The organism is Octadecabacter algicola (genome assembly GCF_021532625.1).
Classification (GTDB): domain Bacteria; phylum Pseudomonadota; class Alphaproteobacteria; order Rhodobacterales; family Rhodobacteraceae; genus Octadecabacter; species Octadecabacter algicola.
The window spans coordinates 273,615-296,903 of record NZ_JAKGAR010000001.1 but is presented as its reverse complement, the minus strand read 5'-3'; the positions used below and the strand labels follow the sequence as shown (position 1 = coordinate 296,903).

Sequence of the window (23,289 nt, the reverse complement as noted above, 5' to 3'; positions counted from 1 at the left end):
AAGAATTGAGGATTTCTATGCGCGCTTTGATCCCCGCTTTGATCTGTGTGATCACCACATCGACTGCCCTTTTGTCCCCGACTTTGGGAAGCGCACAGTTCGCGCCTGCCATTGTTGTAAATGACAGCGTCGTAAGTGAATTCGAAATCGACCAACGTATCGCAATGCTGCGCGCCTTTCGCACACCTGGCGACCTCGACCAACTTGCTCGCGATCAACTCATCGAAGACCGCCTCAAGCTCGAAGCCCTGTCTTCTGCGGGGCTGAGCATCACAGATGAAAGCCTGTCCGGTGCGATGTCCGAATTCGCTGGCCGCGCCAATCTTGAACTCGACCAATTCCTGACATTACTTGGCCAGACGGGTGTCGCCGAAGAAACCTTCCGTGATTTTGTCCGCGTTAACGTCACTTGGCGCGACTACATCCGCAGCCGATATGCATCCCGCGCCCAAGTCAGCGAGGCCGACATTGATCAGGCCTTGGGCCAATCCGGTGGGGCATCCAGTATCGAAGTGCTGTTGTCCGAAATCATCATTCCAGCGCCGCCCCCACGCGCGCAGGCTGCAATTGCCACGGCAAACCGCATCGCACAAACCACATCCACCGCGACCTTCGAAGCAGAAGCACGCCGCGTATCTGCATTGCCGTCCCGCGCCAATGGTGGGCGCCTTGATTGGTTGCCGATCGCAAACTATCCGGCGGCCCTGCGTGGTGTCTTACTGGACCTCGCACCTGGTGAAGTAACGGCCCCGATCCCGATCACAAACGGCGTGGCCCTGTTTCAGATGCGCGGTGTGCGCGAAGTGCCAAGCCCCGCAGTCGAAGCCGCCGCAATTGAGTACGCCGCATTCTACATTGCTGGCGGACTTAGCGACCGCGGCCTTGCCGAGGCCCGCCGCGTAGATGCGCGTGTTGACACCTGTGATGACCTTTATGGCGTAGCCCGTGGTCTGCCAGAAGAACAGCTACAACGTGATGTGCTACCGCCTTCTGATATCCCTCAGGATGTCGCCATTGAACTCGCCAAGCTGGACGTGGGTGAAACATCATACGTGTTGACCCGTTCCAACGGTGAAACATTGGTGTTCTTGATGATGTGTGGCCGCACGCCTGAATTGGGCGACGGTGTGGATCGTGAAACGATCCGCAATCAGATCCAATCACAGCGCCTGACGACATACGCAGATGCACTGTTGGCCGATCTGCGCGCCGCAGCCAACATCAGCTACCCGTAAGCCATGCGTCCCATTGCTATCAGCTGCGGCGAACCGGCCGGTATCGGTCCTGAAATCGCCGTTGCGGCATGGAACGCGATCGGTGCCGATGTCCCCATGATCTGGATCGGTGATCCAAATCACCTGCCGGCAGGCACAGAATGGCAGTCCATAACAAACGTGGCCGACGCCGCGACGGCCAAGCGCTTTCCTGTTCTGGAACGGGATTTCGGCCCTGCTGCGGTTGCAGGGCAACCTAACCCCGTCCATGCTCAAGGTGTTATCGATGCCATTGCCGATGCCGTAGCGCTGGTTCAATCCGGCGAAGCCTCAGCGCTGTGCACTGCCCCAATCCACAAACAGGCGCTTATTGACGGGGCGAGTTTCGCGTACCCTGGTCACACCGAATATCTGGCAGCATTGGCTGGGCGCGACAACGTCGTAATGATGCTCGCGAGCGATATGTTGCGCGTCGTTCCCACCACAATCCACATTCCCGTAGCAGACGTTCCTGAACAACTGACAGCAGCCCTGCTGACGGACACGATCCTGATCACCCATGCGGCCCTGATACGCGATTTTGCCATTGCCAAGCCACGGCTTGCGGTCGCCGGCCTGAACCCCCACGCGGGTGAAGGCGGCAAGATGGGGATGGAAGAGATCGAGATGATCACTCCGACCCTGAACGCCCTACGCGCCGAAGGTCTGGACATCGCAGGCCCACTGTCCGCCGATACGATGTTTCATGCAGGCGCACGCGCAACCTATGACGCTGCGATCTGCATGTATCACGACCAAGCGCTCATCCCGATAAAGACGCTGGATTTTTCGGGCGGCGTGAACGTGACCCTTGGTCTGCCGTTTGTGCGCACGTCGCCAGATCATGGCACCGCCTTTGACATCGCAGGCACAGGGCAAGCCGACGCCACATCAATGATTGCCGCGTTGCGAATGGCTGCGCAAATGGGTGAGGCCCGCACATGAGCATCGACAACCTACCGCCCCTGAAACAAGTCATCGAAACGCACGGGCTCGCCGCGAAAAAATCGCTCGGGCAAAACTTTCTGCTCGATCTGAACCTCACAGCCAAAATTGCGCGTCTGTCGGGCCGAAACGAAGATCATGACGTCCTGGAAATTGGCCCCGGCCCCGGCGGCCTCACACGTGGCCTATTGTCCGAAGGCGCCCGCCGTGTTCTAGCCATCGAAAAAGACGAACGCTGCTTACCCGCATTGGCAGAGGTCGAAGCCGCCTATCCTGACCGCTTTTCGGTCATGTTGGGCGATGCGCTGGATATCAATCCACTCGACCACCTGACGCCCCCGATCCGCGTTGCGGCCAATCTTCCTTACAATATCGGAACCGAGCTGCTGGTGCGCTGGCTGACGCCTCCAGAATGGCCACCGTATTGGGACAGCCTGACACTGATGTTCCAGCGCGAGGTCGCACAACGCATCACGGCCGAACCAGGGTCCAAAGCATACGGTCGCCTTGCGATCCTGTCTCAATGGCGCACAGACGCAAAAATTGTAATGAACCTCCCGCCCGAGGCCTTCTCCCCTCCGCCAAAAGTGTCCAGCGCCGTTGTGCATCTCACAGCTCTTCCCGAACCGCGCTTTCCAGCGGATGCTAAAATGTTGCAGCACGTCACAGCCACAGCGTTTAACCAACGTCGTAAGATGTTACGTTCCTCTTTGAAGGGGCTTAGCGCAGAAATCGAAGACCACCTCATCGCCGCCGACATCAAGCCAACAGATCGAGCAGAACAGATCGACGTGGAACGGTTCTGCGCCTTGGCGCGTAGTCTCAAGTCCGAATAGGCGCGGATCGCGTACAGCTCTCCTACCCAGATCAAAAAAGGCCCCCAGATACTGAGGGCCTTTTTGTTATTCTGCGGCGTCCGGCGTTTCCGGCTGGGCTTCGCTAACAGGAAGCTCGGCTTGCTCAGGTTTTGGCTTGGGCTTGCGAGTACGTCGCCGCTTGGGTGCTTCTTCTGGTGTTTCGACCAGACCGGTGTCTTCCACAACCGGTTGTTCGCTTCCCTCGACGGCCGCGGGCGCTGCGGCAGCGGCGGCTTCTTGGGCTTTCAAACGTTCATTGCGTTCACGGTCCCGTTCTACTTGACGGTCACGGTTCTGTTTTTCTTGCTCTTCGCGTTTTGCGTCGATTTCTTTTTGGGCTTCGGCCAGCAAGCGCAAATAGTGCTCAGCGTGTTGCGCAAAGTTCTCAGCATTCACACGATCGCCAGCCAATACGGCATCACGGTGCAACTGGTTATATTTCTCAATGATCTGCTGCGGAGTCCCGCGCACCTTCCCCTCAGGGCCATTGCTGTCAAACACGCGGTTGACGATATTGCCGCCGGACGGGCGATTGTTGTTGCGGTTCTTATTCCGCGAACGGGATCGAGAAGACTTCATACAGAAATTCCAGCTTATTCTCTGTCGCGGCCTGGTCTCACCTCATGTGAAACGCGATGATGTGCCGACGATGTTCTGGCTAAGTCCAAAAAGGGGCGAGCAGCCCAGCCCTTCGGATGCCTTTGACTATGCCCCACAAGGGGTTAATCGCAAGTAGATTCTTCGGTTTGACCGATATTTCCTGTGGTTAAAGCGGCTTTTGGCCCAAAATCACACGATCGCGCCCATCAAGGTCTTGGCGAATCTCTACGTTTACCAATCCTGCGGTTTCAAACATCGCCACGACGGCTGCTGCCTGAGTCGGCCCAATCTCGACCATCAGCCAGCCACCAGCGCTCAAATGGATAGGCGCACCGCTGGCAATAATGCGATAGCATGACAACCCATCGCCTTCGTCCGTCAACGCCATTCGGGGTTCGTGAAGCACCTCGGGTGAAAGCCCGGCCATTTCATCCGCTGCGATGTAAGGTGGGTTCGAAACAATCAGATCGAACGTTCCAACCACATCGCTAAACCAGTCCGAAACGATCAAGCTGGTGCGATGATCCAGCTCCAGCAATGCGGTGTTGCGAGCAGCAACAACCAAGGCTGTGTCTGACAGATCTGATCCGACGCCTGACGTTTCAGGTCGTGCCGCCAGCAAACTGAGCAATATACAACCCGTCCCCGTGCCCATATCCAGCACCCGTGAAAACGGCTGTTCCAAAGCGGCGATGACAAGGCATTCGGTGTCAGGACGCGGGTCCAGCACATTGGCATTGACCTCAAACTGATGCTCGTAGAAATCGCGGCGCCCGGTAAGATGCGACATCGGCTCCCGGGCAGCGCGGCGCGCAACCAAATCGCGAAACGACGCGACCCGCCCGCCAGCCATCGCATCGTCGTACTCCTCGTATCGCTTTGGGAATGACGCCCGCCAAAGCAAGCGCACCTCACGGACTGGATCTTCGATACCAGCCTCCTGCAAAGCACGTCGTGCGTCTGCAAGCAGCTCGGCTTCGCTCACTCGCCCATCTCCGCCAGCGCTGTCGCCTGTGCATCCTGAATGAGACCGTCAATCACCTCATCCAGATCGCCCTGCATGACGGCGTCCAGTTTATAAAGCGTAAGGTTAATCCGGTGGTCCGTCATGCGCCCCTGTGGGAAATTATAAGTCCTGATCCGTTCGCTCCGATCCCCCGACCCCACCTGCGATGCGCGATCCGCGCTTCGTTCATCATGCAACTTTTGACGCTCTGCATCATAAAGCCGCGTCTTGAGAACCTGCATCGCGATCTCGCGGTTACGGTGCTGGGATTTCTCGGATGACGTCACCACGATGCCCGATGGTATGTGGGTAATGCGCACGGCGGAATCGGTCGTGTTCACGTGCTGGCCACCTGACCCAGACGCGCGCATGGTATCAATTCGGATGTCATTTGCGTTGATCTGGATGTCCACATCTTCAGCTTCAGGCAGCACCGCCACTGTCGCCGCCGATGTATGCACCCGCCCGCCGCTTTCAGTCTCAGGCACCCGCTGAACACGATGCACGCCGCTTTCGTATTTCATCCGGCCAAACACGTTGGGCCCTGAAATGCGCGCGGTCGCTTCCTTGATGCCGCCCAATTCAGATTGGCTTTCTTCAATAATTTCAAACTTCCAACCGCGGTTTTCAGCGTAGCGGTTGTACATTCTCAACAAGTCGCCTGCAAACAACGCCGCTTCGTCGCCGCCTGTTCCGGGGCGGATTTCTAGCAGCGCAGGCTTACCATCCGCGTCATCTTTCGGGATCAACGCCAGTTTTACGGCTTGCTCAACCTCGGGCAACCGCTCACGTAGGTCCGGCAGTTCCATCTCGGCGAGCTCTTTCATCTCGGGGTCTGACAGCATTGCTTCTGCCCCCTCAATCTCGCTTGTAAGCGCCTGATATTCGCGCACGACTTCCACCACGGGGCGCAGCTCGGCGTACTCGCGGCTAACGGCGACGAATTCATCCCCGCCGAGCCCCTCGCCCATGCGGGCTTCTAGGAATTCGAAACGTTCGGTGATTTGCAGGAGGCGTTCATTAGGTATCATAGCTTGGGTTTAGCGGTTCATCGCGTGGCGTCAAGTTGAGCTAGCCATCCCTTAACCCGCGCAGCGTTAACCCCAAAATCTTTCTGACCAAATTGAAGCCGCCCAAAAATCTGCAAACTACTTGTCTGCGTGTCCGGACTCTGAGCAAGCGTTACGGTCGTAAAGTCGGGAAACCCGACAGCGCGGCTGCGTGTGACATAAGTAATCTTGCCCTCAGCAACCTGTCCCGCAATGGCGTGGGTGCGTGGCGTTGCACGAATAATTTCATCTAGCGCCGCCAGTGTCGCATGGCCATCATCATCCAATGTGCGTTGCACGACAATGCCACTATCCTTGGGGTATTCACCCGGCTTCATGACAGGCAATTTGGTGTCATGCCAATCCTCAGGCTTAATCCTCTTCATTCGAATGTAAATCACAGATCCAAGCAGGGCCCAGAGAAACCCGAAGACAATCCATTTCATATCGCCGTCCTTCGTAAGTTTAGCGGTACTTCACACCCGGTAGAATGCTGAGCATCTCGAACATGATATTGGCCCCGGTCAAGGCGGTATTGCCCGTGGTGTCATAAGGTGGTGAAACCTCAACCAGATCACCCCCGACGATGTTCAACCCCTTAAGGTTTCGGATCAATTGCATCGCCTGCATTGTCGTCAGCCCGCCGATTTCAGGCGTACCCGTTCCAGGCGCAAAACTGGGATCGAGGCTGTCGATATCATAAGTGAAGTAACACGGCTGGTCCCCGATCGACGCCACGATTTCGCGGCCCAACGTATCCAAAGGCTTGTGCCAAAGATCCGCGGCAAGGCGTTGGTTAAAACCCCAGCCCGCGGCTTCGGTGAAATCTTCGGCGGTGTAACCCGTGCCACGAAGTCCGATTTGCCAGACCTTGTCAGGCACAAGGATACCTTCCTCATAGGCGCGGCGAAACACCGTGCCGTGGGTCTCGCGTTCGCCGAACATCTCATCATTTACGTCTGCGTGGGCATCTACATGCACAAGCGCGAGTGGTCCGTGCTTTTTGGCCATCGCGCGCAGGATGGGCAGCGTCATAGAATGATCTCCACCCAACCCCATGGGGATGACTGAATGCTTTAGGATGTCTTCGTAAGTCTTTTGAATGATTGACAAACTATCCGCCAAAGAGAACGTGTTGATCGCAATGTCGCCAAGGTCCGCGCACTGCAAACTGTCAAACGGAGCAGCCCCCGTTTGGATGTTATAAGGCCGGATCATCGCGCTTTCTTGGCGCAGTTGTTTGGGTCCAAACCGAGTGCCAGATCGCCAGCTTGTACCGATGTCCATCGGAATGCCAACAAACCCGACATCCAGCCCTTCGGCGGTATCGACTTCGGGCAATCGCATAAATGTTTGCGGCCCAGAAAACCGCGCAAGGTCATTGCCGCTTACAGGTTGATTGAATTCATTCATGTTCTTTTGTTCCACAGGTTGAGACAACACAATTCAAATGCCACATGCGCCCCAGCAACCGCTGTTATGCCAGTGGGGTCGTACGGGGGGGACACTTCGACAATGTCGCCACCCACCATGTTAATACCAGCGAGGTCACGCAATATCGCCGCAGCCTGCCAGCTTGCCAGTCCACCCCAGACAGGCGTCCCCGTTCCGGGGGCAAAAGCAGGGTCCAAACCGTCAATGTCAAACGTCACATAGGTCGCGCCATCACCGACGATTTCTTTTGCCGTCTGCGCCACCCAATCAGTGCCTTTTTCGTGGCAAGTTCGGGCGTCCAAATACCGAATACCAAGATAGTCATCGCATTCCGTACGAATGCCAATCTGCACAGATCGCGCGGGATCCACCAAACCTAATTTCACCGCCTTGTACATGAACGTCCCGTGGTCCACGCGGTCCATGTCGTCATCCGCCCAAAGGTCAGAATGCGCGTCAAACTGGATCACTCCAAGGGGGCCGTATTTTGCAGCGTATGCCTTAAGGATCGGCAGGGTGATAAAGTGATCCCCGCCAAGAGTCACCGTACCCACACCCTGCGCCAAAATGCCGGCGATGTGGGCCTCAATCGCGACTGGCGTGGCCGCAACATTGGCATAGTCAAACGCAAGATCACCGTAATCCGCGATTGCGAATTCTGCCAAAGGATCATAGCCCCAGCCATAGGGCGGATCGTAAGGCTGCAATGTGCTCGCCTCTCGGATGGCGCGGGGACCAAAACGTGTGCCGGGGCGGTTTGTGACCGCCTGATCAAACGGAATGCCCGTCACCGCAAGGTCAGCACCCTGCAAATCCTTGGTGTATTTGCGCCGCAGGAACGACGTCGCACCACCAAAGGTGTTCTCGAAGGCAGCACCCTTCAGATCATCACGGGTGAACGCCAAATCGATCTGACCTTTTGCATCTTCTAACGCCATTTACGCATCCTCCAACGGCAACGCGCGTTCCGCAATCCGCGCAAAGAACGACGCCCCATAAGGTGCCGTTGCATCATCAAAATCAAAATCAGGCTGGTGCAAGCCCGCCGTGTCACCGTTTCCGACAAACAAATAGGACCCCGGAGTTTTCTCTAGAAAATATGCGAAGTCCTCTGCGCCCATTTCTCGCGTGGCGGTATCAATGACTTGCCCTTCTGCGGCGACCTCTCGGGCCACTTCGACCGCAAAGGCTGTCTGATCTGGCGCGTTTAACGTCGCTGGGTAGCCTTCATCGTAGCGCAATGTCGCCTCGACCCCGAAAGACGCCGCCTGCCCCGCAACGATTTCGCTCATGCGTTGTTTCACCATCGCTTTAACGTCTTTGTCGAACGTGCGAACGGTCCCGCCCAGATAGGCGGTTTCCGGAATGATGTTATCGGCCGTACCAGCATGGATCATCGTCACCGACACAACCAGATCATTGAGCGCATAGTGATTGCGACTGACGATGGTTGCCATCGCCTGCCCAATCGACAACGCGGCGGTGATCGGGTCGCGGGTTTCGTGCGGATAGGCCCCGTGTCCCCCGACGCCTTTGATGTCCACATGGAACGTATCAACGGACGCCATGATTGGCCCCGGAGTCGTGTAGAACTGGCCCACCGGCGTGCCTGGCATATTATGAAGCGCATAGACCTCGGAAATGTCGAACCGCTCTAACACGCCTTCTTCAACCATAAGCTCTGCGCCACCGCCAGTTTCTTCGGCGGGTTGAAATATCAGCGCGATACGGCCTGCGAAATTGCGGGTTTCTGACAAGTATTTCGCCGCCCCCAGCAACATCGTGGTGTGCCCATCATGGCCACACGCATGCATTTTTCCGTCATTCACAGACGCCCATTCAGCACCCGTGGCCTCGGTTATCGGCAGCGCATCCATATCCGCACGCAACCCAATCGTGCGCCCTTCGGAGCGTCCTTCGATAATCGCAACAACCCCTGAAATGGCGATCCCTTCGTGGATTTCCTCAATCCCGAATTCGCGCAATCGATCTACGACGTATGCAGCGGTTTCATGGCATTGCTGGCCCAATTCGGGATGTTTGTGCAGGTGTCTGCGCCATTCAGTCATGTCTTCGGAAAAGGCGGAAATACGGTTGATGATGGGCATGGGTGGACCTTCGTTCGCGGGCTGGATAGCGTCACTCTGACAGTTATGGAGCGCACTCACAATATGGCCGACGACCTGATTTATTCGACCGATCCCGAACACCAAATGGACCGCCTTTTGGCGATTATGCGCGCCTTGCGGGATCCTGAGACCGGCTGCCCGTGGGACATCGAACAAACCTTCGCCACCATCGCCCCCTACACCATTGAAGAAGCCTATGAAGTCGCGGATGCGATTGAGCGTGGCGACATGGATGATCTGCGCGGTGAACTAGGTGATTTGCTGTTTCAGTCGGTGTTTCACGCCCAGATGGCGGATGATGCTGGTGCATTTAATTTCAGCGATGTGGCCAGCACGATGTCCGACAAAATGGTCGCACGACACCCGCACGTATTTGGCGACGAAAGCCGCGATAAATCTGCCGAACAGCAAACCGCGGATTGGGAAAAAATAAAAGCCGCAGAACGTGCAGGTCGCAATGAGGACCGAACACTAGACGGTGTCGCAATCGGGCTGCCGGCCCTGCTGCGCGCACTGAAGCTGCAAAAACGAGCCGCACGGGTCGGGTTTGACTGGCCCGATGTGGGGCATGTGATTGATAAAATCGCCGAAGAAGCCGCCGAAGTGGTCGAGGCACGCGACACCCTGACACACGAAGAAGTCACCGAAGAAGTCGGCGATTTGCTGTTCGTGATGGCCAACCTTGCGCGGCATCTGAACGTGAACCCCGAAGATGCACTCCGTGCGGCCAATGCAAAATTCCAGCGGCGTTTCGAAAAAGTCGAAGACCTTCTTGCGGCGCGGGGTAAAAAACCGTCCGACAGTGATCTGGCCGAAATGGACGCCCTCTGGGACGAGGCGAAACGGCAAGAAAAGCGCTAGATGCGGCGCCTCGCCGCATTCACCCTGTCGGATTTAAAGTTACATCCACGATATGAGTATTCTGACACCCCTCCCGCCCGCCTTGCCCTTGTATCAACGCGCGTTCTACGCCCTTCCGCTGGTCGGATGGTTGGCCCGCGATGTCGCCTTTGGCGACGCCGATAACATCTACTATTTCTTGGTTATCTTCTTCACGGTCGTCGTGCTGGCAGTGTCAACGTGGGGTCTACCAGCGCTGGTCATAATCGCCCTAACTCTGGTGCCGATTATCATGGTCCTGCTGGCGTTTATCGCATCGCCACTTGCGACTTAGCCTGACTTCTCTTCCAACTCGAGCCATTCTTCTTCCGCAGCATCCAGCTTTTCTTGCCGTTCCAGCAAAGCATCCGTCGCCTTTTGGAACTTCACCGGATGGTCGGTGAATAGCGCGGGGTCAGCCATCAGCTCACCCAGCTTGGCGATCTCAGCCTCAAGGCGTGCGATTTCTGCTGGAAGCGCCTCGAGGCGGTGCTTTTCAGTAAAGCTTAGACCAGTTGTTGGCTCTTCCTTGGTTGTCGATTTCTCGGCCTTTGCTTTGGACTTTGTCTCTTTGGGTGCGCTGGCTTCGATTTCGGCCTTTTGGTCCTGATAATCGCTCCACCCACCAGCATAAGTCACAGCGCGCCCGTTGCCTTCCATCGCGATCGTGGTTGTCGCCACGCGGTCGATAAAGTCACGGTCGTGGCTGACCAGCATAACGGTGCCGTCATATTCGCCCAAAAGGTCCTGCAACAGATCCAGCGTTTCAATGTCGAGGTCGTTCGTCGGTTCGTCCAGTACCAGCACGTTTGACGGCTGCGCCATAAGTTTTGCCAACAGCAACCGCGCCTTCTCACCACCGGACAAAGACCGCACTGGCGCCCGCACCTGACCTTCATCAAACAGAAACTCTTTGAGGTACCCGACGACGTGTTTCGGTTGGCCCCGCACCATGATTTGGTCCGACTTGCCGCTCACGGCCATGCTTGGATCACTTGTCAGGTTGTCCCACAAGGATCGCTCGGTATCGAGCTGTGCACGCGCCTGATCGAACACTGCGATCTCAAGATTAGTGCCCAGCTTGATTGTGCCCTCATCTGGCTCAACTTCACCCAGCAACATCTTGATAAGTGTCGTTTTTCCGACGCCATTTGGCCCAACAAATGCAATCCGGTCGCCGCGCTGGATATCCAGTTCGAAACCCTTCACGATTTGCTTCCCATCAAAGGATTTTGTCAGCCCTTTTGCATCGATGACTTTCTTACCGGACTTCGCCCCACTCGCTAGTGCCATGGCCGCCGTGCCCTGACGTTTGATCTGTGAAGACCGTTCCGCGCGCAAATCCTGCAACGCCCGAAGTCGCCCTTGGTTGCGAGTCCGACGGGCTGAAATACCCTCGACCGCCCAACGGGCCTCTTCTTTGATTTTGCGGTTCAGTTTGTGGCGCTGCATGTCTTCGTCTTCAAACGTCTTGTCGCGCCATTCTTCAAAGTGCTCAAAGCCCTTTTCCTGTCGTCGCACCTGCCCGCGATCAATCCAAAGCGTGGCGCGAGTCAGGGCGTTCAAAAAGGCGCGGTCGTGGGAAATCAGCACAAACCCCGTGCGTGTCTGGCTCAATTCGCGTTCCAGCCAGCGGATCGCTTCGATATCCATGTGGTTTGTCGGCTCATCGAGCAACATCAATCCCGGCGCTTCTGCCATGAGCTTTGCCAACGCAGCGCGACGCCGTTCCCCACCAGATGCAACATTCACATCGCGGGCGGGATCAAACTTAAGCCCCTCAGCGACTGCATCCACCCGCCACGAGTCAGACTCATCCATCCCGCTAGAGGCGTAATCACCCAACGTGGCATGCCCTTCCATTGTCGGGTCCTGTTCCATGTAGCCAACCGACATACCCGGTGCGACTGTGACTGCGCCCTTGTCTGGTTCGACCAATCCGGCCATCACTTTCAAAAGCGTGGACTTGCCCGACCCGTTGCGCCCCACCAGAGCGACTCTGTCGCCAGGCTGAACGACCAAAGACAGGTCTTCAAAAACAGGATCGCCGCCATAGGTCAGGGCGATTTCGGAAAGCTGTAAAAGGGGTGCGCGTGCCATAGGGTCTGCTACCGCCGCGTCACGCGACACGCAAGGCCCAGTTCTGTTTCATCTGACCGCTAAATGTCGCCTACCCCAAGACTGCCCGCAATGCTTTCGCCCGTGCAGTGGGAATCGACGCAATTTCAAGCCCCGTAAAGACGTGTGTCGTGTTCATCTCATGATCGATAACAGCATGATCGCTCACCCAGCCGCCCATGGTCAGGTAGGTTTTCAGCAAGGGCGGTAGTTGACCAAGCGCCTTGCGTTGATCCTGAACTGCCTTTGAATCACAGGCGAAAGGCACAATTTCTGAGGCTTTGACGTTCGGGCGCATGTTTGTAGGCGCGAGATACTTGCTCGCCAATAAGTTAAAGCCGTCGCGATACTGCGTGCTTTGCACCCCCTCAAACGACGAGCAGCCAAATAACATCCCCGCCCCTTGCGCATCCACAAAGGCCGCCAACATGCCCCAAGCCATACGCAACGCATCACCATCTATGGATTCAGGATGAATGCAAAAGCGACCAAGCTCGACCATCGGGGCGTCATAGCCGACCAAGCGGCCTAAATCGTAAAACTGCGCCGCATAGCTGTTGCCAAGGGTCGCGCCTGAGGCGAAAACCTGCACCCGAAAACACCCAACCAATTGGCCGAGCGGATCTTCGACCAAAACGTGATCGCAGGACGCATCAAAATTATCAGTGTCACGTCCGCCGTCACGGGCAAGCAGCCCTGCCCGTTCTACGAAACACAGATGTCGTAACTTTTGTGCCAATACCAAATCCGCATCAGTCGCGGCGAACCGCACGACATACCCGTGCCGCTGAAACGCGGACGGTAACGGAGTTGAATTCAGCTTGATCATCACATGTGCGCCGAAACCGATCGCCGCCTCGGGCCACGGCCCTTAGCTGTCACCGAGGAAATCACCGGCATCAAAGCGACCAAGCGAACCGAACAACTGGCGAATAAAGGTGGTGTCGCGAATGTTGTCCTGCGTCACACGGCGTGACAACGGCACGATACGCCCGTTTTCCAAACCGAAACGTTCGACATTGCTCACGACGCCTTCTTCATCAAAACGGATCGCAACCACTTCGCGGTCAATTTCCTTGGGTTCAAGCGGGCCGTACAAGCGGAAACGGCTTTCGACATAGAAAAAGCCACCGCCGTTTGCCACGCCAGCCGCTGTGGGCGGACCAACAACATCTGCCACGGTATCGCGCGTATCGACACCCACCAGAACTTCGGCCAATTGCTCATCCGAAGGGACATAGCCATGATTGCGGTACAGCGTTGTGCAGCCGACCGACATCAGCAAAACACAGCCCGCCAATATTGCGCGCGTTTTGCGTGTTGTAATGCTCATGATATTTCCCACCTGTGATCTCACCTTGGCTTCTATCGGCTTTTAACGCATTTACAGCCAACACGCGACGTTATTCAAGGGTTCAACACATGACCGACCTTCCACAGCACCCCGTTCGATTTGCAGACCTGCCTTCGCGCAAGCGCACACAGTTCACTTTGACGCCAGATGCCGCAGAGCGCGAAGCGCTGGCAAAAGCTTTGGATTTGCTGGCTCTGCGCAAGTTGCGCTTTGAAGGCGCCCTTATTCCAAAGGGCAAACGCGACTGGAGCCTCGAGGCGACCATTGGCGCGACAGCACAACAAGCCTGTGTTGTGACGCTGGACCCCGTCACCACTCGCATCGACGAAGATGTGATCCGAACCTACACGGCTGAAATCGACATCCCCGACGAAGATGAAATTCAAATCACAGAAGATGACAGCGCTGATCCGCTGCCCGCGACTCTCGATCTTTATGATGTCGCACTAGAAGCCCTCGCGCTCTCCCTCCCTGCATATCCGCGCAAAGAAGGGGCAGAAACTGGAGTTGATGGTCGTGCAATGTTTACCGAACCAGGTAAGGCCGCGATGACAGACGAAGAAGCCCGCCCCTTTGCAGGCCTTGGCGCGCTGCGCGATAGCCTTGAAAAGAAGGCAGAAGACGACAGTTAAAGCGCCACCTGCGCACCCGCGCAAAAGAACTTGCCAAATAATGGAATCGCAGTATGTTCGCGCCTTCCTTCAAATGACCCTCGACAGGTTGCGCTATATGGCCTAAAGCCCGTCCGAACGTCATACGAAAACGAAATTCAAACGGGTCTATCCTTGATACGCCCCACTACTCCGAGGTTGTCACAATGGCTGTCCCACAGAATAAAATCTCCACCTCCCGCCGCAACAATCGTCGGTCCCACCACGCTCTTGATGGTGCGAACCCGAACGAATGCACATCCTGCGGCGAACTGAAGCGCCCACACCACGTATGCCCATCTTGCGGGTCTTACGCTGATCGTGAAGTAATTGCGCAAGCAGACGAAATCGATCTGGACGACGACGCAGCATAAGCCATAGGCTTGGTCGGAAAGGGATATCTATGTCCGGTTCTGACAGTTCGTTACCACTTATTATTTCAGTCGACGCCATGGGCGGCGACGAAGGGCCCGCGCCAGTAGTCGCGGGCCTTGCTCAGTTTCTGCGTAAGAACCCCGATGTTCGGATCTTGCTGCACGGACCTGAAGAACAGCTTAAATCGCTGGTTTCTAAACGTAAAATCTCGGACTCGGTCACAATCGTGGACGCACCAGATGTCGTTTCGATGACAGATAAGCCGTCCCACGTCATGCGCCACGGCAAGAACACATCTATGTGGTCAGCCGTTGATGCTGTTCGTGATGGTGAGGCCGCTGTTTGTGTGTCGTGCGGCAACACGGGTGCATTGATGGCAGTGTCGATGATCCGCCTGCGCAAAGCAGAAGGCGTGAACCGCCCTGCTATCGCCTGTCTTTGGCCCTCAACCAACAAAGTAGGCTTCAACGTAATGTTGGATGCAGGCGCTGACATTCGCGCCGACGAAGAAGATTTGCTAACATACGCTTTGATGGGGGCATCCTACGCCCGAAACGGCCTTGGCATCGCGAAACCGCGAGTCGGGCTTTTGAACGTCGGGACAGAAGAACACAAAGGCCGCGCCGAACTAAAGGTCGCGCACGAAATGATTGGCGATGCGGCTCCGCGTGGCGAATTTGAGTATGTGGGATTCGTTGAGGGTGGCGATTTGCCCAAAGACCGCACCGATGTCATCGTCACAGACGGGTTCACCGGCAATATTGCGCTCAAGACCGGTGAAGGCACCGCAAACTTTATCTCTGCGTCCTTGCGATCCGCATTCAAGGCCACACCGTTTTCACGCATAGCAGCCCTACTCGCCGCTACGTCCTTGGGCCGCTTGAAGAAGAAAATTGACCCTCGCCGTGTGAACGGTGGGGTTTTCTTGGGCCTTAACGGAACCGTCGTCAAAAGCCACGGAGGCGCCGATGCGACGGGCGTTGCCGCCGCTGTAACGCTTGCGGCACAGCTCGGGCGGTCTGGATTTTCGGACAAGCTGGCCGCGCGGGTTGCATCAGCCGCCGTCCTTGCCCAAGATAACGCTACGGAAGAAACCGCCCTTAGCGCGGCAAAGGACTGACAAATACAATGACCATCCGTGCAATCGTTCGTGGCGTTGGCCACTACCTGCCTGACCGTGTTGTTCCAAACAGCTACTTCGAAGACACGCTCGACACGACAGATGAATGGATCAAAACCCGTTCTGGTATTGAACGTCGTCACTTTGCGGCCGACAATGAATTTACGTCCGACCTTGGCACTAAGGCGGCTCAAAAAGCGCTTGAGATGGCGGGTCTTGAGGCTGACGATATAGATGCCGTGATTGTCGCGACCTCGACACCGGACCTGACATTCCCATCTGCAGCCACGATGATTCAGCAAAAACTCGGAATGACCCAAGGGTTTGCTTACGACATCCAAGCCGTCTGTGCTGGCTTTGTGTACGCACTGGCCAACGCCAACGGCATGATTATTTCCGGTCAGGCCAAGCGCGTCTTGGTGATTGGCGCAGAAACGTTCTCACGCATTTTAGATTTCACGGACCGCGGCACCTGCGTTCTCTTTGGTGATGGCGCTGGCGCGCTGATCCTTGAGGCACAGACCGGCACGGGCGGCTCCAGCGATCGAGGTATCCTCGGCGTCGACCTCAACTCGGACGGCCGCTACCGCGATATGCTGTATGTGGATGGTGGAATGGTGTCCAACCAGACTGGCTTCATCAAGATGCAAGGCAACGCCCTTTTCCGCCAAGCCGTTGAAAAGCTTGCATCAACAGCGGACACTGCCCTGACGAAGGCTGGCCTTGGTCACGACGACGTCGATTGGATCGTCCCACATCAAGCCAACATCCGCATCATCCAAGGCACCGCCAAAAAACTCGGTGTGTCCATGGATAAGGTTGTCGTCACAGTCCAAGATCACGGCAATACATCTGCGGCCTCCATCCCCCTCGCGCTGTCGGTCGGGGTTGAGCGCGGCCAAATCAAAGAGGGTGATCTTACAGTCACTGAAGCCATAGGTGGTGGTTTGGCATGGGGCGCTGTCGTTCTACGTTGGTAAGCGGATTTCTGGCGCAACCAACATCAGGCAAGCCACTGTTATTGACTTATCTTTTCCCCTTAGCCTAATGTTGCTGAAACATCAGGGGGACACGATGACTGATAAGACACTTACGCGTATGGATCTTGCCGACGCCGTCCACGAAGAAGTAGGCCTGTCGCGCAACGAAAGCGCCGATCTGGTTGAAAGCGTTTTGACACATATGTCTGATGCACTGGCAAACGGTGACAGCGTGAAAATCTCTTCTTTTGGTACCTTCTCTATTCGCGACAAAGCTGCCCGCATTGGTCGCAATCCTAAGACTGGTGAAGAAGTTCCCATCACACCACGCCGCGTACTGAGCTTCCGCCCGAGCCATCTTATGAAAGACCGCGTCGCAGCGGGCAATAAGTAAGGGTCGCTGGGATGTCCAAATCCCGCGACGCTTTTCGTACCATTTCAGAAGTATCTGATGCGCTGGACACTCCCGCGCATGTTTTGCGGTTTTGGGAAAGCAAATTCAGCCAAGTGAAACCCGTTAAGCGGGCTGGCGGGCGACGCTATTATCGCCCTGGTGATTTGCACCTGCTGGCGGGCATCAAAAAGCTGCTGCACGAAGATGGAATGACCATCAAAGGCGCACAAAAAACTCTACGTGAACAGGGTGTTAAACACGTCACCGCCATTGGCGCAGACATCTTGGAATCCATCGAATCCCAAAAAGAAGAAGACGTGGTTGATGTGACCCCCGCTGAGGCCGTTTCAGATGAACCGGCTTCCGTCGAAGAGCCTGCTCCAGCAGAAGCGACGTCTGAAGAGGAAACAAAGCCAGAAGCGACGCCTGAAACAGAAAAGGCTGAGGCAGACTCGAATGACGTTGAAATCACCAATGTCGTAAAGTTGCCGCCGACTGCTGAAGACAAGAAAGGTCCAGCGCTATCTTTGAACCTTTCCGAGACTACGCCAAAAGACGCAAAAGACGATGAACCGGCGGCGGACCCAGAGCCCACCCCTGCCCCTGTCGCCAAATTGGATATCCCGTCTGATCCGTCTGACAGCGACAGCAAAGCGCCCGCGCGAATCTTTCATCTCCTGCAAAAGACTCAAGCTGATGATCTGTCCAAACGGGCCCGCGAAATTGCGCCACTGCTTTCACGGATGCAAAAACTGCGCGACCGTATCGAGTCGCGCTAGGCGTGCGATTGGTGCGTTTTACGCCTTGCCCTACCGCGCATATGCGATATGACGTGCCCCAAGTCGGGCTATGGCGCAGCCTGGTAGCGCGTCCGTCTGGGGGACGGAAGGTCGCAGGTTCGAGTCCTGCTAGCCCGACCAACTTCAAAACCGCCCGCCACGCGTTTGCGTTGGTGGGCGTTTTTGCACCAAGATCAAAGGTTTGACATGAAAACAGGCGTTCTTTCTGACACCCAAATCGAATTGCTCATGCAGTCCGGCGCTATTGCTGCCTCCGAGGCGTTTCAGACAGGTCAGGTCCAACCTGCATCCCTAGATCTGCGACTTGGCACCCGCGCCTACCGTGTGCGCGCTTCTTTCCTTGCAGGACGTGGCCATAGTGTCAGCGAACGCCTTGAACAATTCACCATGCACGAGATTGATCTGACCGATGGTGCGGTCCTAGAAAAGGGATGCGTCTATGTTGTTCCTTTGATGGAACGACTGTCCCTGCCCCAAGGTATGACTGCGGCTGCCAGTGCCAAGTCCTCGATTGGACGGCTCGATCTTTTGACACGGATCATTACGGATAACGGCGTTGAATTCGACCGCGTACCAGACGGTTATGACGGGCCGTTGTTTGTCGAAATCTGCCCTCGTTCATTTTCTGTTTTGGTCAAACCCGGCTTGATGTTGAATCAGATCATCTTTCGTCAGGGCAAATCCTTTATGTCTGATGAAGAACTCGCTGCCTTGCACGCCAAAACCCCAATTGTTGACGGTGACGCCGTCATTTCCGATGGGCTTGGGTTTTCGGTCGACCTATTGCCACACAAAGGGGACCTCGTCGGGTATCGTGCGAAACCCCACACAGGCGTCATCGATCTGTCCCAGCTCAACCACTATGATCCTGCAGATTTTTGGGAAGAAGTACGCACGACTGAGGGGCGCATCATCCTCGACCCCGGCGCGTTCTATATTTTGGTCAGCCGCGAATCCATCGCGATCCCGCCAGATTGCGCGGCGGAAATGGCCCCTTATCTCGCGATGGTCGGCGAATTCCGCGTTCACTACGCGGGTTTCTTTGATCCAGGCTTCGGATGGGACAGCGCCGGAGGCGCGGGGTCGCGTGGCGTTCTCGAAGTCCGCTGCCACGAAGCTCCTTTTGTGTTGGAACACGGACAAGTCGTCGGGCGTTTGGTTTATGAACACATGTCCCAGACACCAGCTGCGCTTTATGGTCAGGACATCAAGTCAAACTATCAAGGCCAAGGCCTGAAATTATCCAAGCATTTCAAGTCCTAGTAGGACATTCTCTTGGGCAACCGCCTCATGATAGGGTGTTTGAACTGACACAGGCACGCCTTATCACGCGTACTTTTCGCCCATATGAGCCCAAGAACAGTGCGACCAACGACGTCTGAACGTCCATGACCTCTGTCCAATACGTCGGGGCTTATGCAGCGCCGTCGTTGAAAAATCTTTTATGGCGCAATCAGAACTTGCTGATACGGCGCAACATACGTGTCGTTTGGCGCAGCCCACGGGTGTTTTGTTGGCCCTGACGGTTCATTTTCCGTGCTTCTTGGCTTTCATCGCTGTCTCGTTGCCCGCGTTTGGACATCGCCCGCATACCACTGTTAATGCCTTTATTCATAAGGCGTCGCAGGATCATATTCAAAAGTCGTTCCATGGATCATTCTCCGATCATTGGGACCTACATAGTCGTAGTTGGCCCATTTCCCAAGTTTTCTCAGGAAAATTCGGCATTTTGAGGGCGGCATCCACCTTATGCTTCGTCGAACATCTCGGACTGGTTCTCATCCTCATCGCCATCTTCGCTATCTTCATCTGATGCCAAGCTTGGCGCCGGGCGGCTTTCCAACAGGCCAGCAGAGCGCAATTCTTTCAACCCAGGCAAGTCGCGCGCGCTTTCCAGACCGAAGTGATCCAAGAAATCCTGCGTGACAACAAATGTCACAGGTCGCCCTGGTGTCATGCGGCGACGGCCAAATCGAATCCATTCCAACTCGATCAGTTGATCTACGGTTCCGCGGCTCACGCTTACGCCGCGAATTTCTTCGATTTCTGCGCGGGTGACAGGTTGATGATAGGCCACAATCGCCAATGTTTCGACAGCTGCACGTGACAGTTTGCGGGTCTCAACTGTTTCTTTTTGCATCAAGAACCCAAGATCAGGGGCCGTCCGCATCGCCCAAGCATCGCCCACCTTAATAAGGGTCACGCCGCGTCCTTCGTAGCGTTTACGCAGATGCACCAAGGCTTCTGCTGGGTCACACCCATGGGGCATTCTCCCCGCAAGTTCTTTGACCGTCACAGGTTCCGCACTCGCAAACAGGATCGCTTCGACCATGCGTTCTTGTTCGCCCATGGGGGGGGCTTCGAACAGGCTTTCTTCGGGCTGTTCCCCTGCGTTTTCGGGCGTTTGATCTTCGCTCATCGGTCTTTCTTTCTGATCTGGATCGGCGCGAACACATCGCCCTGCCGCAGTTCAATCTTGCCTTCTTTGGCCAATTCCAAGGAGGCAGCAAAAGTGCTGGCTGTCGCTGAACGCCGCTTCACAGGGTCCATTTCCCAGCCCTCGGGCAAATAGGATAGAATATCGGTCCACTCGCCTGCAAAACCGATCAACCCGCGCATTCGGCCCAAGGCTTCTTCCATTGTAAACACGCGGTCGCGATCCATCACGAAGGGGCGGAATTCGTCCTTAGTTCTGATCCGCGCATAGCCTTGCATCAAATCCAACAGTGTCGCGGTGTATGTCACACGGCGTGTTCGGGTTACGTCTTCGGTAATACCGCGCGCAAAAAAGTCACGCCCCAATTGATCGCGGGCCATCAGTTTTGCCGCGTGATCGCGCATCGCAGACAACCGTTCAAGCTGGAACGCCAAATGCGCGGCCAACTCTTCGCCGCTCGGCCCCTCTTCACTTGGATCGGGGGGCAACAACAAACGGGACTTAAGGAACGCCAACCATGCAGCCATCACAAGGTAATCAGCTGCCAGTTCCAAGCGCAGATCCCGCGCTTTGTCGATGAACGCCAGATATTGTTCCGCCAAAGCCAGCACAGAGATTTGGCGCAAATCAACCTTTTGGGTCCGTGAAAGCGTCAGAAGAAGGTCAAGCGGCCCTTCAAAGCCGTCCACATCCACAATCAGCGCTTCCGCTGCAAGGCGGTCGCTTACGTCCATGGTTAATTGGCCTGTGGTATCCGACATAACGCCCCATATTAGGGCCTAACGCAGGCCCCGGCACCGCAACTGGATGCTTAGTTCAATAGGTCGTCAAATTCCTCTGACAGGGCGTCAATGTCAACGGGCGTTGGTGATTTGCGCATCAACAAGGCCGCTTCTGCGCGGGCCTGTGCTGCATCCGTCATTTGACCAGCGGCTTCACCGACCTGAACGATTTCTGTTGCATCGCCACAGCAATGCAAAATCACGTCACATCCCGCCGCGATAGATGCCGAAGATCGTTGTGCCACATCCCCCGACAAAGCTTCCATTCCGATGTCATCAGTCATCAACAATCCGTTGAATCCGATATCATGGCGGATCACATCCATCATCACGCGGCTGGTGGTTGCTGGTGCACTATCGTCGATGTCTTCGAACACGATATGCGCGGTCATGCCCAGTGGCAGATCGGCCAGCGCCTTGAATGGTGCGAAATCTTCGCGATCCAACTCTTCGCGGGTGGCAGTCACTGTCGGTAGGTTTTTATGGCTGTCCACCGTCGCACGGCCATGTCCCGGAATATGTTTAACGACAGGCAGCACCCCACCCGCCAAATGCGCGTCCGCCACCGCCCGCGACGCATCCATCACCGTCACAGCATCGCCGCCATAACAGCGGTTTCGCAAAAACGGGTGGGTGAGCCGCGCCGTAATATCGGCACAGGGTGCACAATTGCTATCGATGCCAACAGTGCGCAATTCCTCTGCAATGATCCTGTAGCGCAGCCACATGGCGCGCATCGGATCACTTGCCTGTTCCATTTGCTCAAGCGGCGGTAGCCATTGGCGCCAATGTGGCTCTCGCAGACGTTGAACGCGACCGCCTTCTTGGTCGACCAAGATCGGGGCGTCATGGCCCGCCGCTTCGCGCAGATCGGCGCAAAGGCGTTTCAATTGATCCGGATTTTCCACATTGCGCGCAAACAAGATAAAGCCAAACGGCTTATAGTCCCGAAAATACGCGCGTTCCCAATCCGTTATCTCTGGCCCCTCAGGGCCAAAGATCGCAGCTCCGAAGGTCACTTAACGCACCACAACCGGAATACAGGCAGCACCTTCAGCTGACATTGCCGCACAGAAGCGGCGTGCATCACTCAGGTCAGCAAACCCAGTCGCGCGCAAGCGGAAGAACGTCCGACCACCTGACGTTGCCTGTTGGATCACCTGTTCTTTGCCATCAAAAAAGTCTGGGAAACGGCCCGTCATACGGACCCATTCCGCGGCAGCAATATCGGCGCTGTCAAAAGCACCCAACTGTACAAGTTTCGTGCCAACAGGGATCGGCGTCGTTGTAACTTCGCCGCGAATACCGCTTGCTGCAACTGATGTGGTGGCGGTTGGTGCGGCGGCTGTTGCCGTCGCTGCGGCAGGCACGACGGCGGCGGCAAAGGTGCGGTTCGCAGGGCGCGAAGTCGGTCGCGGAGATCTGCGCACACCGGGCACCGCATCAGGAATAATATCTGGATCAACAGTCACGCCATTAACGGCGACTTCAATCGGGACATCCTGACCTTCGGCCAAATCTGTCATCGGGTTGGCACCTGCCGCAATCTGGTCCGCCAGTGCCAAAATGTCATTGGCAGTCAACGGTGTAGACGGATCAACGGGCGTTGCCAAAGCGGCAATCTGTTCGGATTCCACTTCTGTTGTTTCGGTCAAGGTTGCTGGTACGGCTTGGGCCAGTGGGTCAACAACTTCGGGAGCCTCGGCCACAACGACTTCGCTCGCTTCGGCAATCGTAGGTGCGACATTCATATCTTCGGCCTGAAGATTTACGTTGCTCGGTGCAAGAACCAAACGATCCTCGGGCTCGGCTGCGCCACCTTCGGCGGGGACAGAGTTCACGGACAGCCCTACATGGCTTGCAATTTCACCGCCTGGATTTTCGGGTGCGACCCGCATCTCGCCTTCCATCGCACGAACGACCGGAACCCCAGTTACGTCACGCATCAAGAGCTTAAAACCCCAGACCCCAACGCCACCGATGAGTGCAACCGATATCGCGGCAGCTGCCACGTTTACGTATTTGCCTGCACCTATACCGGACGGAGTCCCTGCGCCTGCCCCATTTGGGCCCGCTGTAAAATCTGCCATGTGTCTGCCTCACTGAACGGATTAATCCGCTACTATT

Annotated in this window: 27 protein-coding genes and 1 tRNA gene; 13 read left to right on the top strand and 15 right to left on the bottom strand. The window is 56.1% G+C overall.

Annotated elements, in window-relative coordinates; genetic code table 11:
* The first annotated feature begins 17 nt into the window (after positions 1-17).
* The 3 genes from L0666_RS01440 to rsmA are packed head-to-tail and all read left to right on the top strand — an operon-like array spanning position 18 to position 3,034.
* Complete coding sequence (locus L0666_RS01440) at positions 18-1,235, top strand: peptidylprolyl isomerase (protein ID WP_235257387.1); 1,218 nt, start codon at positions 18-20, stop codon at positions 1,233-1,235.
* A gap of 3 nt (positions 1,236-1,238) precedes the next feature.
* Positions 1,239-2,198, top strand: a complete 960-nt coding sequence (gene pdxA, locus L0666_RS01435) for a 4-hydroxythreonine-4-phosphate dehydrogenase PdxA (protein ID WP_235257385.1) — start codon at positions 1,239-1,241, stop codon at positions 2,196-2,198.
* Positions 2,195-3,034: a 16S rRNA (adenine(1518)-N(6)/adenine(1519)-N(6))-dimethyltransferase RsmA gene (gene rsmA, locus L0666_RS01430; protein ID WP_235257383.1), complete on the top strand. Its 840-nt coding sequence runs from the start codon at positions 2,195-2,197 to the stop codon at positions 3,032-3,034. Before pdxA ends, rsmA begins: the two co-directional genes overlap by 4 nt.
* 66 nt (positions 3,035-3,100) lie before the next feature.
* Here the strand turns inward: rsmA and L0666_RS01425 are convergent, their stop codons facing one another.
* From L0666_RS01425 to L0666_RS01395, 7 genes are all read right to left on the bottom strand, one after another.
* The gene (locus L0666_RS01425; protein WP_235257381.1) at positions 3,101-3,634 is read right to left on the bottom strand and encodes a DUF4167 domain-containing protein; all 534 of its coding nucleotides are present in this window, start codon (positions 3,632-3,634) and stop codon (positions 3,101-3,103) included.
* Positions 3,635-3,821: 187 nt separating this feature from the next.
* Positions 3,822-4,640 (bottom strand): peptide chain release factor N(5)-glutamine methyltransferase, encoded by an 819-nt coding sequence (prmC, locus tag L0666_RS01420; RefSeq protein WP_235257379.1) that lies wholly within the window; start codon positions 4,638-4,640, stop codon positions 3,822-3,824.
* The gene (gene prfA, locus L0666_RS01415) at positions 4,637-5,692 is read right to left on the bottom strand and encodes a peptide chain release factor 1 (RefSeq protein WP_235257377.1); all 1,056 of its coding nucleotides are present in this window, start codon (positions 5,690-5,692) and stop codon (positions 4,637-4,639) included. Before prfA ends, prmC begins: the two co-directional genes overlap by 4 nt.
* 17 nt (positions 5,693-5,709) lie before the next feature.
* Positions 5,710-6,156, bottom strand: a complete 447-nt coding sequence (locus L0666_RS01410) for a DUF1499 domain-containing protein (RefSeq protein ID WP_235257375.1) — start codon at positions 6,154-6,156, stop codon at positions 5,710-5,712.
* A 19-nt stretch (positions 6,157-6,175) separates the two neighbouring features.
* A complete protein-coding gene (gene speB / locus L0666_RS01405) occupies positions 6,176-7,123 on the bottom strand; it encodes an agmatinase (RefSeq protein ID WP_235257372.1) in 948 nt (315 codons plus the stop codon).
* On the bottom strand, positions 7,120-8,082 hold the full coding sequence (speB, locus tag L0666_RS01400; RefSeq protein WP_235257370.1) for an agmatinase: 963 nt from the start codon (positions 8,080-8,082) through the stop codon (positions 7,120-7,122). The genes speB (L0666_RS01405) and speB (L0666_RS01400) overlap by 4 nt, the downstream gene beginning before the upstream one ends.
* Positions 8,083-9,252 (bottom strand): M20 aminoacylase family protein, encoded by a 1,170-nt coding sequence (locus L0666_RS01395; RefSeq protein WP_235257368.1) that lies wholly within the window; start codon positions 9,250-9,252, stop codon positions 8,083-8,085.
* A 63-nt stretch (positions 9,253-9,315) separates the two neighbouring features.
* Between L0666_RS01395 and mazG the strand changes: the two genes are divergently transcribed.
* Together mazG and L0666_RS01385 are read left to right on the top strand one after the other, a co-directional pair.
* A complete protein-coding gene (gene mazG, locus L0666_RS01390; protein ID WP_235257366.1) occupies positions 9,316-10,134 on the top strand; it encodes a nucleoside triphosphate pyrophosphohydrolase in 819 nt (272 codons plus the stop codon).
* A 52-nt stretch (positions 10,135-10,186) separates the two neighbouring features.
* Positions 10,187-10,447, top strand: coding sequence for a hypothetical protein (locus L0666_RS01385; protein ID WP_235257364.1), 261 nt, complete (start codon positions 10,187-10,189; stop codon positions 10,445-10,447).
* Here the strand turns inward: L0666_RS01385 and L0666_RS01380 are convergent.
* The 3 genes from L0666_RS01380 to L0666_RS01370 form a co-directional block, all read right to left on the bottom strand.
* Positions 10,444-12,252, bottom strand: a complete 1,809-nt coding sequence (locus L0666_RS01380) for an ABC-F family ATP-binding cassette domain-containing protein (RefSeq protein ID WP_235257362.1) — start codon at positions 12,250-12,252, stop codon at positions 10,444-10,446. The genes L0666_RS01385 and L0666_RS01380 overlap by 4 nt on opposite strands.
* 70 nt (positions 12,253-12,322) lie before the next feature.
* Positions 12,323-13,099, bottom strand: coding sequence for a GNAT family N-acetyltransferase (locus L0666_RS01375; RefSeq protein WP_235257360.1), 777 nt, complete (start codon positions 13,097-13,099; stop codon positions 12,323-12,325).
* A 42-nt stretch (positions 13,100-13,141) separates the two neighbouring features.
* Positions 13,142-13,603: an outer membrane protein assembly factor BamE gene (locus tag L0666_RS01370; RefSeq protein WP_235257357.1), complete on the bottom strand. Its 462-nt coding sequence runs from the start codon at positions 13,601-13,603 to the stop codon at positions 13,142-13,144.
* A gap of 89 nt (positions 13,604-13,692) precedes the next feature.
* On the opposite strand from L0666_RS01370, the gene L0666_RS01365 reads away from it, so the two are divergent.
* The 8 genes from L0666_RS01365 to L0666_RS01330 all read left to right on the top strand — a co-directional run bounded on the left by L0666_RS01365 (position 13,693) and on the right by L0666_RS01330 (position 19,206).
* The gene (locus tag L0666_RS01365; protein WP_235257355.1) at positions 13,693-14,256 is read left to right on the top strand and encodes a YceD family protein; all 564 of its coding nucleotides are present in this window, start codon (positions 13,693-13,695) and stop codon (positions 14,254-14,256) included.
* A 185-nt stretch (positions 14,257-14,441) separates the two neighbouring features.
* Positions 14,442-14,648: a 50S ribosomal protein L32 gene (rpmF, locus tag L0666_RS01360; RefSeq protein ID WP_216037148.1), complete on the top strand. Its 207-nt coding sequence runs from the start codon at positions 14,442-14,444 to the stop codon at positions 14,646-14,648.
* 29 nt (positions 14,649-14,677) lie between these two features.
* Positions 14,678-15,769: a phosphate acyltransferase PlsX gene (gene plsX / locus L0666_RS01355; RefSeq protein ID WP_235257354.1), complete on the top strand. Its 1,092-nt coding sequence runs from the start codon at positions 14,678-14,680 to the stop codon at positions 15,767-15,769.
* A gap of 8 nt (positions 15,770-15,777) precedes the next feature.
* Positions 15,778-16,749: a beta-ketoacyl-ACP synthase III gene (locus L0666_RS01350; RefSeq protein ID WP_235257352.1), complete on the top strand. Its 972-nt coding sequence runs from the start codon at positions 15,778-15,780 to the stop codon at positions 16,747-16,749.
* Positions 16,750-16,843: 94 nt separating this feature from the next.
* Positions 16,844-17,143, top strand: a complete 300-nt coding sequence (gene ihfA, locus L0666_RS01345) for an integration host factor subunit alpha (protein WP_235257350.1) — start codon at positions 16,844-16,846, stop codon at positions 17,141-17,143.
* An 11-nt stretch (positions 17,144-17,154) separates the two neighbouring features.
* A complete protein-coding gene (locus L0666_RS01340) occupies positions 17,155-17,922 on the top strand; it encodes a MerR family transcriptional regulator (RefSeq protein WP_235257348.1) in 768 nt (255 codons plus the stop codon).
* A gap of 64 nt (positions 17,923-17,986) precedes the next feature.
* Positions 17,987-18,063, top strand: a tRNA-Pro gene (locus L0666_RS01335).
* 66 nt (positions 18,064-18,129) lie between these two features.
* A complete protein-coding gene (locus L0666_RS01330) occupies positions 18,130-19,206 on the top strand; it encodes a 2'-deoxycytidine 5'-triphosphate deaminase (protein WP_235257346.1) in 1,077 nt (358 codons plus the stop codon).
* A gap of 190 nt (positions 19,207-19,396) precedes the next feature.
* Here L0666_RS01330 and L0666_RS01325 read toward each other — a convergent pair whose 3' ends face one another.
* From L0666_RS01325 to L0666_RS01305, 5 genes are all read right to left on the bottom strand, one after another.
* A complete protein-coding gene (locus tag L0666_RS01325) occupies positions 19,397-19,558 on the bottom strand; it encodes a hypothetical protein (protein WP_235257345.1) in 162 nt (53 codons plus the stop codon).
* Positions 19,559-19,690: 132 nt separating this feature from the next.
* Positions 19,691-20,362 carry an SMC-Scp complex subunit ScpB gene (gene scpB, locus L0666_RS01320; RefSeq protein ID WP_235257343.1) on the bottom strand — a complete coding sequence of 224 codons (672 nt, stop codon included), beginning with the start codon at positions 20,360-20,362 and terminating at the stop codon, positions 19,691-19,693.
* Positions 20,359-21,141, bottom strand: coding sequence for a segregation and condensation protein A (locus L0666_RS01315; RefSeq protein WP_235257340.1), 783 nt, complete (start codon positions 21,139-21,141; stop codon positions 20,359-20,361). The genes scpB and L0666_RS01315 overlap by 4 nt, the downstream gene beginning before the upstream one ends.
* A gap of 50 nt (positions 21,142-21,191) precedes the next feature.
* Complete coding sequence (locus L0666_RS01310) at positions 21,192-22,181, bottom strand: glycoside hydrolase family 3 N-terminal domain-containing protein (protein WP_235257338.1); 990 nt, start codon at positions 22,179-22,181, stop codon at positions 21,192-21,194.
* Positions 22,182-23,252: an SPOR domain-containing protein gene (locus L0666_RS01305; RefSeq protein ID WP_235257335.1), complete on the bottom strand. Its 1,071-nt coding sequence runs from the start codon at positions 23,250-23,252 to the stop codon at positions 22,182-22,184.
* Between the last annotated feature and the right edge of the window lie 37 nt (positions 23,253-23,289).

Bases quoted from the DNA above. Each gene is read 5' to 3' on its own strand.
- plsX (WP_235257354.1), top strand. From the start codon at position 14,678: ATGTCCGGTTCTGACAGTTCGTTACCACTTATTATTTCAGTCGACGCC.
- L0666_RS01440 (WP_235257387.1), top strand. From the start codon at position 18: ATGCGCGCTTTGATCCCCGCTTTGATCTGTGTGATCACCACATCGACT.
- L0666_RS01425 (WP_235257381.1), bottom strand. From the start codon at position 3,634: ATGAAGTCTTCTCGATCCCGTTCGCGGAATAAGAACCGCAACAACAAT.
- L0666_RS01385 (WP_235257364.1), top strand. From the start codon at position 10,187: ATGAGTATTCTGACACCCCTCCCGCCCGCCTTGCCCTTGTATCAACGC.
- L0666_RS01305 (WP_235257335.1), bottom strand. From the start codon at position 23,252: ATGGCAGATTTTACAGCGGGCCCAAATGGGGCAGGCGCAGGGACTCCG.
- L0666_RS01375 (WP_235257360.1), bottom strand. From the start codon at position 13,099: ATGATCAAGCTGAATTCAACTCCGTTACCGTCCGCGTTTCAGCGGCAC.
- L0666_RS01365 (WP_235257355.1), top strand. From the start codon at position 13,693: ATGACCGACCTTCCACAGCACCCCGTTCGATTTGCAGACCTGCCTTCG.
- pdxA (WP_235257385.1), top strand. From the start codon at position 1,239: ATGCGTCCCATTGCTATCAGCTGCGGCGAACCGGCCGGTATCGGTCCT.
- scpB (WP_235257343.1), bottom strand. From the start codon at position 20,362: ATGAGCGAAGATCAAACGCCCGAAAACGCAGGGGAACAGCCCGAAGAA.
- L0666_RS01395 (WP_235257368.1), bottom strand. From the start codon at position 9,252: ATGCCCATCATCAACCGTATTTCCGCCTTTTCCGAAGACATGACTGAA.
- L0666_RS01370 (WP_235257357.1), bottom strand. From the start codon at position 13,603: ATGAGCATTACAACACGCAAAACGCGCGCAATATTGGCGGGCTGTGTT.
- L0666_RS01325 (WP_235257345.1), bottom strand. From the start codon at position 19,558: ATGAATAAAGGCATTAACAGTGGTATGCGGGCGATGTCCAAACGCGGG.
- speB (WP_235257372.1), bottom strand. From the start codon at position 7,123: ATGAATGAATTCAATCAACCTGTAAGCGGCAATGACCTTGCGCGGTTT.
- L0666_RS01380 (WP_235257362.1), bottom strand. From the start codon at position 12,252: ATGGCACGCGCACCCCTTTTACAGCTTTCCGAAATCGCCCTGACCTAT.
- speB (WP_235257370.1), bottom strand. From the start codon at position 8,082: ATGGCGTTAGAAGATGCAAAAGGTCAGATCGATTTGGCGTTCACCCGT.
- L0666_RS01410 (WP_235257375.1), bottom strand. From the start codon at position 6,156: ATGAAATGGATTGTCTTCGGGTTTCTCTGGGCCCTGCTTGGATCTGTG.
- L0666_RS01350 (WP_235257352.1), top strand. From the start codon at position 15,778: ATGACCATCCGTGCAATCGTTCGTGGCGTTGGCCACTACCTGCCTGAC.
- rpmF (WP_216037148.1), top strand. From the start codon at position 14,442: ATGGCTGTCCCACAGAATAAAATCTCCACCTCCCGCCGCAACAATCGT.
- rsmA (WP_235257383.1), top strand. From the start codon at position 2,195: ATGAGCATCGACAACCTACCGCCCCTGAAACAAGTCATCGAAACGCAC.
- prfA (WP_235257377.1), bottom strand. From the start codon at position 5,692: ATGATACCTAATGAACGCCTCCTGCAAATCACCGAACGTTTCGAATTC.
- L0666_RS01315 (WP_235257340.1), bottom strand. From the start codon at position 21,141: ATGTCGGATACCACAGGCCAATTAACCATGGACGTAAGCGACCGCCTT.
- mazG (WP_235257366.1), top strand. From the start codon at position 9,316: ATGGCCGACGACCTGATTTATTCGACCGATCCCGAACACCAAATGGAC.
- L0666_RS01330 (WP_235257346.1), top strand. From the start codon at position 18,130: ATGAAAACAGGCGTTCTTTCTGACACCCAAATCGAATTGCTCATGCAG.
- L0666_RS01340 (WP_235257348.1), top strand. From the start codon at position 17,155: ATGTCCAAATCCCGCGACGCTTTTCGTACCATTTCAGAAGTATCTGAT.
- ihfA (WP_235257350.1), top strand. From the start codon at position 16,844: ATGACTGATAAGACACTTACGCGTATGGATCTTGCCGACGCCGTCCAC.